This is a genomic window from Fischerella muscicola PCC 7414, from assembly GCF_000317205.1.
GTDB classification, from domain to species: Bacteria; Cyanobacteriota; Cyanobacteriia; order Cyanobacteriales; family Nostocaceae; genus Fischerella; species Fischerella muscicola.
Genome location: NZ_AJLK01000202.1, coordinates 1 through 6,741, shown reverse-complemented (window position 1 = coordinate 6,741; position 6,741 = coordinate 1). Strand labels below are relative to the sequence as shown.

General features: G+C 36.9%; 9 protein-coding genes and 1 pseudogene. 9 read left to right on the top strand and 1 reads right to left on the bottom strand.

Features of this window, described 5'->3' with window-relative positions; all coding sequences use genetic code 11:
- Positions 1–344 precede the first annotated feature (344 nt).
- The 8 genes from UYI_RS0130730 (at position 345) to UYI_RS0130700 (ending at position 5,025) form a co-directional block, all read left to right on the top strand.
- Complete coding sequence (locus tag UYI_RS0130730; protein WP_016870524.1) at positions 345–596, top strand: RNA recognition motif domain-containing protein; 252 nt, start codon at positions 345–347, stop codon at positions 594–596.
- 198 nt (positions 597–794) lie between these two features.
- On the top strand, positions 795–1,007 hold the full coding sequence (locus UYI_RS37860; RefSeq protein ID WP_071588902.1) for a hypothetical protein: 213 nt from the start codon (positions 795–797) through the stop codon (positions 1,005–1,007).
- A gap of 187 nt (positions 1,008–1,194) precedes the next feature.
- Positions 1,195–1,464, top strand: coding sequence for an RNA recognition motif domain-containing protein (locus UYI_RS0130725; protein WP_016870523.1), 270 nt, complete (start codon positions 1,195–1,197; stop codon positions 1,462–1,464).
- 117 nt (positions 1,465–1,581) lie between these two features.
- On the top strand, positions 1,582–1,839 hold the full coding sequence (locus UYI_RS0130720) for a hypothetical protein (RefSeq protein WP_016870522.1): 258 nt from the start codon (positions 1,582–1,584) through the stop codon (positions 1,837–1,839).
- Between the two features lie 182 nt (positions 1,840–2,021).
- Positions 2,022–2,210: a hypothetical protein gene (locus UYI_RS0130715; protein ID WP_026086279.1), complete on the top strand. Its 189-nt coding sequence runs from the start codon at positions 2,022–2,024 to the stop codon at positions 2,208–2,210.
- A gap of 355 nt (positions 2,211–2,565) precedes the next feature.
- Complete coding sequence (locus UYI_RS0130710) at positions 2,566–2,769, top strand: hypothetical protein (RefSeq protein WP_016870520.1); 204 nt, start codon at positions 2,566–2,568, stop codon at positions 2,767–2,769.
- Positions 2,770–3,278: 509 nt separating this feature from the next.
- Complete coding sequence (locus tag UYI_RS0130705; RefSeq protein ID WP_258003672.1) at positions 3,279–4,451, top strand: pyridoxal phosphate-dependent aminotransferase; 1,173 nt, start codon at positions 3,279–3,281, stop codon at positions 4,449–4,451.
- A gap of 133 nt (positions 4,452–4,584) precedes the next feature.
- On the top strand, positions 4,585–5,025 hold the full coding sequence (locus tag UYI_RS0130700) for a secondary thiamine-phosphate synthase enzyme YjbQ (protein ID WP_016870518.1): 441 nt from the start codon (positions 4,585–4,587) through the stop codon (positions 5,023–5,025).
- 202 nt (positions 5,026–5,227) lie between these two features.
- On the opposite strand, the gene UYI_RS0130695 is transcribed toward UYI_RS0130700, so the two are convergent.
- The gene (locus UYI_RS0130695) at positions 5,228–6,211 is read right to left on the bottom strand and encodes an alpha/beta hydrolase family protein (RefSeq protein WP_016870517.1); all 984 of its coding nucleotides are present in this window, start codon (positions 6,209–6,211) and stop codon (positions 5,228–5,230) included.
- A 250-nt stretch (positions 6,212–6,461) separates the two neighbouring features.
- Here UYI_RS0130695 and UYI_RS0130690 point away from each other — a divergent pair.
- Positions 6,462–6,741: pseudogene (locus tag UYI_RS0130690) on the top strand (hypothetical protein); the annotation flags it as partial.

Below are 6,741 nucleotides of genomic sequence, written 5' to 3'. Positions count from 1 at the left end.
TTTCTTTAGTTAAGCAAATTGCTAGCCTAAAATTTTTCCCGGCTGCATATAGTTTGTTGTTATCTTCTACTTAAAAGCATATTTGCGATCGCTAATATTTTTGCTCCTTAAAACCTTACTTAGGGACAAGGACAAAATAAAATGCTTACTAATGATTTTCTGCTAAAACTCATTTTGTATAAGGATTATAGAGTTAAATAACAGATATTTACACACAGTTTACTTTTGTTTGATGTTATAATGAAATTATGAGAATTATTTCCGGCTATAAAAATGAACTTTATATCAAAACAAACACCTCTGTAAATATAAATATCTACATTTCTTAATTAAGGAGATATTTTATGTCAATTTATGTCAGTAATCTTTCTGCTGAAGTTGAAGAAGATGACCTCAAACGGATTTTTTCAGAATATGGAGATGTTAATACAATTCAACTATCTATGAACAGAAAAACTGGTGAAAAGAGAGGATTTGCGGTTGTCGAAATGGCTACTAGTGCTGAAGAATTAGCAGCAATTCGAGCTTTAAGAGGTATTGAATTGATGGGACATAGCCTCAAAGTTAATAGAGCTACGACTGAATACAGCATTTGATAAATGCGTGGGAAGTGGCTAACCAATTGATAATTTTTAAAAGAGTTTGCTCTAGTTAAATTAAATAAAATATTTGACAATCTATAATCTAGAGATTTTCAATTTTAACTATCAATAATAATTGTGAACTCAGTTACAAATTACTACTATACATATATGGTGAAATTCTCATCTGATTTCGCCAAAATTGAGGATAAAATGCAACTTTTATTAAATAGATCGAGTCAAGCACTGACTCATCTTACAACTGGCAACAGTCAAGAAAAAACAGGCACATACATCTGGGAATCTGTCCTGGGTAAGCATACTTGTCCTTGCTGTTCTTACATTCTACTCTCTCATATACGTTTGGGAGGTATTTACTGGCGTTGTAGTCATTGTTATCAAGAAATGCCAGTCTATAGCCGTTAGGAGAAATGAGATCTGCATTCGTCTGTTAGTGAAAGAGGTATAAGGCTAAATGTAAAATCTCATAAGCGTAAATCAATATTCTGTGTTAGGGTTAAACCATCGAGAATTATTTTCGGCTATGTGATTGACCACAATTAGCACCTCTCCGAATCTAAATCTCTACATCTATATGATTCTGGAGACTTTTATGTCAATCTATGTCAGTAATCTCTCTGATGAAATTCAAGAAGATGACCTCAAACAGATGTTTTCCAAATATGGATCTGTGGTCAAAGTTCGGTTGCCTATATATCGGGCAACTGGTGAGAGGAGAAGATTTGCTTTTGTAGAAATGGAAACAGATGCTGAAGAAGCAGTAGCAATTCACTCACTCTTAGGCACTGAATATATGGGCCGTAACCTCAGAGTTAATAAAGCTATTACCAAGGTAGGCAAAAGTTCATCGTCTAATTTGTAGGCTGTTTATTCCATTAGCATGTTTACCTCCTGCTGGTAACGCATGGTTTAATTTCTCAGCCCTATTCATGACCAATTGTAATTAATTTAACTAGTTTTATATTCCCGTGAGGTCTAAATGAATTTTGAAATGCCTCTAGTTGTCTCACCTAGCTTTGCTCGTTTTGTAGCTTTAGAAGTAGAGCCAAATTCATTAAGGAAGAAAGACATAATTAAATGTCTGAAAGCTTTGGAAATCAAAAACCCAGAAGTTTTAAATCTTAAATGGAAAGAAGAATTGTGGAGTTTGCTACAAACAGCTGCCAAATTACCACCCATGTCTCTAGTTAAGCCTGTAATTATGAAATACAAATCACAAGCCTGTGATAGTAACTAAATTTCCTCAGGAATCTCTTAAGGGTTTTTCAATGAAGGAATTACGCTTCCGAAGCAATTTGAATATAATCTGTATGTTTCTATCGGGCATTAGTCACATGATTTAGCATAGCCTACTTGTCCACAGCAACTGCCCAATAGAAGATTTACACTACGCATTTGTTTAGAAAAAATGGTGAGCTTGTGGCAACAGTAAAATATAAACAAACAGGGAAATATCTCCCACCTCAGATATTTATTTTGGGAATATGTTTTGTTCCTGGAGTAACTGAAATTAGCAGCGATCAGCTAACTGAAATACGGCAATTTATCAAGAGTGATCGTTTGCTTCAGCATTATTTGGAGCAAAAAATTTTGATTATCCAAGATTGAAGATCTGACTCCTTAAACTTGTTTCGCTTCAGCTTAAGTTGTTATTGGCTTTACTACAAATATACCGATACCACGCATGGTACAAGGTAATGAGAGTGATGAGTAATGTCAATTAAAAACTGTTTGGTTTTTGGCCTTTACGAATTAGTAGCTTTTAGTTACTAATTACTGTATGAGTTTTAGACACTCATGGTCTCTAACTATAGAACTGTAGTAGGAGTGTCAATCATTTTTGGTACAAATCAATATCAGTGTTGGGAATATCGTCTCTAATAACCTTACCCAGTACTAGGAACGGTAGTCTTAGTAATCGATGAAATTAAACTTGAATATAAAGTTGAGGCATTGCTTGCTCATGGGCTTTAAGTATAAATGGAAAAATGGCTCTGTACCTTCCCGTGACAAGGCAGCACGCGGCAAGTATCTACTGGAAGAAGGGCAGTTTAACAACGAAAAAGACCGAAACCTAGCAGAGCAAGAAGCTCGCAAACACTTAGGTGTACCAACGCGAATTCCAGACGATGATCGCTCTATACTAGGGCATTTCCAAGACTGGTAACGATCATTTAGCTAAATCGGACTTATTTTAGTCACACCACCAACCCTGTTTATCATAGATAGATAAGCTGAGTGGTGTGACTAAATTTTTGTGTAGCAATAAATTTTTAGATACGGCAGAAAGGCACTTACTTAAAGTTTGACTTTCGCAGCCGCCTTTCATGCACTAAAACCAACAGAACTATGAATCTACTAATAATGACATATGATGAGGATCTAATTAAACTATTTTGATTGCAGTTATTAAATATTTACTATGTAGCGATCGCATGTTTCTATTACGATAATTTCCTTCACCCACTACAATTGGATGTATAAATAAGTACATGACTATATTTATTAAAAGTTGATTAGTTTGCATGAACGACTTGCTGGTTTGTTAGCCAAACAATCACGAATTGTTTGGCTACATACTACCTTATACTAAGCTTTAGAAGTGAGCCAGTAATACGATTCCTTAAAATCGTTCAGTTGTACCTTATTTTTGTAATTTTGATTGAGGATTGAGCTATTTATAAAAATCTTACCTCTCGTATGGAGGCGGTGCAGTCGCCTATTATACCTGTAGTCGGCGAATTGATTAAAAACAATCCAGGCACAATTTCTTTAGGGCAAGGTGTTGTTGCTTACGCGCCACCGCCAGAAGCTATTGAAATTTTATCAAAATTTTTAGCTGAACCAACTAATCATCTCTACAAAGCTGTAGAAGGAATACCCCCATTACTAACAGCAATTACAGAAAAATTACAAACTTTTAACAGTATTGAAATCAACACAGACAATTGTATTGTTGTGACTGCTGGTAGCAACATGGGCTTTCTCAACGCCATTCTTGCTATTACTAATATCGGGGATGAAATTATTCTGAATACACCCTACTATTTCAACCATGAAATGGCAATTACAATGGCGGGGTGTCATCCAGTCTTAGTAGGAACTGATGAAAGTTATCAACTACGTCCCGATGCGATCGCCCAAGCTATCACTCCAAAAACAAAAGCTATAGTGACAATTTCTCCTAACAATCCCACTGGGGTTGTATATAGCCAAGCAGCCTTGCAAGCAGTCAATCAAATTTGTCGCGATCGCGGTATCTACCACATCAGCGACGAAGCCTATGAATACTTCACCTATAACGGAGTCAAGCATACTTCCCCAAGTGCATTTCCTAATAGTAGTGAATACACTATTTCCCTGTATAGCCTTTCCAAAGCCTACGGTTTTGCCAGTTGGCGCATCGGTTATATGGTGATCCCAAAACACCTGTTTGTCGCCGTTAAAAAAGTCCAGGATACAAACGTAATTTGTCCGCCTGTGGTTTCCCAGTATGCGGCGTTGGGTGCTTTGCAGGCAAAACCAGATTATTTGCGAAATAATATTACAGCGATCGCTCAAGTGCGAGAATTGGTAATAGATTCTCTCCAGTCTTTAGAAGGATTATGTAAAATTGCCGCTGCTGATGGTGCTTTCTATTTCTTTCTCAAAGTTAACACCGAATTAGAAGCCTTTGAATTAGTCAAAAGATTAATTGAGGAACATCAAGTGGCTGTTATTCCCGGAACTACCTTTGGTATGCATCAGGGATGTTATCTGCGTGTTGCCTACGGTGCATTGCAAAAACAGACAGCAAAAGAAGGGATAGAAAGATTAGTTAGAGGTTTGCAAAAGATTGTTAATAGTTAAAATTTGGGTGATTAACCATTAAGACACAAAGAATGAGTTTCTTGGAGTATTGGTGGTTAGTTATTATAATGTTACTATGAATTTTGGTAATATTTTTAAATAGTAATTAATTTTAAATTTAAAATCTACAAAGATGCCAATTATCAATAAATTCATTGAATTAGAAACTAATCAAGGAATTAATATTCATAATATTACTCCTCAAATTGAGGCATTAATTTCCTCAACTCTAATTCACAATGGTCAGGTCATAGTCTTTTCTCGACATACAACAACTGCCTTGGCTATTAATGAATATGAAGAAAGATTATTAACAGATATCAAAGTATTTTTAGAAAAACTAGCACCAGAATCAGACCGCTACTTACATAACGACTTGCATCTGAGAAAAAATATTCCTCCAGATGAACCAATGAATGCCCATTCTCATCTCATGGCAATGATGCTGAATAACAGTGAGATAATTCCTATTGTTGATGGCAAGTTAGCATTGGGAACTTATCAATCTGTCTTATTTTTTGAATTGGATGGGCCACGTAAAAGAACTGTATTTTGTCAAATTTCCGGAGAATAAACTTCATCCGTGTGCATCTGTGTGTATCGGTGTTCGCTTTCTCAAAAACTATCGGACTGTCGACGTGACTTCCAGCCACAACAAAAAATCCTTGAATGACGAACACCGATGAACACCGATAAACACAGATAAATCATCCGTGTGCATCTGTGTTCGATATCCAAAACCCGGTTTTTATATCCTTATATTGATATTGATCTCATTACTTACATTTCCATAATTGAATCAAAGTATTGGAATTATTCAATAATTGATTCAATTCATTAAATGCTTTCGGTTGATGGCAAACATGGGCATCAATAAAGAAACCAATTATGTCTGCTATTAATAACCGCAATGCTTCTGGACTTTGAGTCGTTGGAAAATCAAGAAACCCACTACCTATTGTGAAGTCAAACGGATCAGTAATAGTAAAATGATTTGCGCCCTCTAAAAGCACTAAATAGTTATCATTTCTTCCGCCAGCAATTGCTTCTTGGAATGTACGCCTCACAGCAGTAGTTGCATCGCCTGAAGCGATCCCATAGCGATCGCTACTATTGGCAATGACTCCATCACAAGTTCCTCCCATCAATAACATTGGTAGAGAATCTGGTAAAGGCAAAATCGTACCAGGTTCGTATCCCATTATTGTTCCTCCCATAGAATGGGCAGCATAAGCAAAAGATGCTGCTACCTGTGGGAAAAAACTGGGGTTAGCATTTTCTATCGCTACTCTGCCACCTGCGGAGTGTCCACCTAAAATTACCCTTTCTAAATCCAGCATTCCAGCCAGAATTCCCTCTGCTTGCAACTGTTCTAGTTTCGCTAGCAATGTAGGTAAAGCAGAAGCAGTGGGAACAGTACCATAAATTCCAGGTTTCCACATATTAAAATCCATTCCTGGAGTCAGGCTTACTAAACCTGGCGGGTTCTCTACAATCCAGTTAAATGTAACCACTACTAGTCCACGTTCAACTAGTTTAACTGCTAGCCATTGGTATGTATGGGCTTCACAGTTAACCCCGTTAAAAAAAATCACCACTGGAAAGGGGGCTTTTTGGCGATCAGCAGGCACAATTGCCATATTTTTTCCTGTATGGCTGCCTGACATCTGTGCTGGATACAAGATTTTGAGATAAATCCTATCGTAAGGAGACTCAGTACTCTCGACTTTTGCTGCTTGAAAAAAAGCACGAACAGTCATGGCAAATGGTATGGTTACGTTACTTAGATCAAATCTTTTGGATTTTGGATAAAAAAGAGTTGTTCGCGTAAAATATTCGTGAACTCATGATCCTCTTGATCATCTTAAAAGTAAAATAGAAACCATCCTGAGAGAAAAGTTGAATAGGTCTAAATTTTGAGGCGATTAATACGAGCGATCGCACTGCTGTTATAGTTTACTCTCAAATTCTCAGTAAGATAAAACTGAGACAAAATAATACAAACAAATTATGTCTAAACTCATGGAGGCACAGCAAAAAACTTGCAATGGCAATCATGCTATTGTCATTGGTAGTCGTATGGCTGGACTGTTGAGTGCAAGAATTTTAGTCGAACACTTTGAACGTGTCACGTTAGTAGAACGCGATCGCTTACCACAACAGCCAGAAATACGTCAGGGAGTTCCCCAAGCAAATCATGTCCGTGCATTGCTGACTCAAGGGTATCGCATTCTCGAAGAGTTGTTTCCTGGGATTGAAGAGAAACTAATTGCAGCAGGTGCGCCTTCAA

Bases quoted from the DNA above. Each gene is read 5' to 3' on its own strand.
- UYI_RS0130730 (WP_016870524.1), top strand. From the start codon at position 345: ATGTCAATTTATGTCAGTAATCTTTCTGCTGAAGTTGAAGAAGATGAC.
- UYI_RS37860 (WP_071588902.1), top strand. From the start codon at position 795: ATGCAACTTTTATTAAATAGATCGAGTCAAGCACTGACTCATCTTACA.
- UYI_RS0130725 (WP_016870523.1), top strand. From the start codon at position 1,195: ATGTCAATCTATGTCAGTAATCTCTCTGATGAAATTCAAGAAGATGAC.
- UYI_RS0130720 (WP_016870522.1), top strand. From the start codon at position 1,582: ATGAATTTTGAAATGCCTCTAGTTGTCTCACCTAGCTTTGCTCGTTTT.
- UYI_RS0130710 (WP_016870520.1), top strand. From the start codon at position 2,566: ATGGGCTTTAAGTATAAATGGAAAAATGGCTCTGTACCTTCCCGTGAC.
- UYI_RS0130700 (WP_016870518.1), top strand. From the start codon at position 4,585: ATGCCAATTATCAATAAATTCATTGAATTAGAAACTAATCAAGGAATT.
- UYI_RS0130695 (WP_016870517.1), bottom strand. From the start codon at position 6,211: ATGACTGTTCGTGCTTTTTTTCAAGCAGCAAAAGTCGAGAGTACTGAG.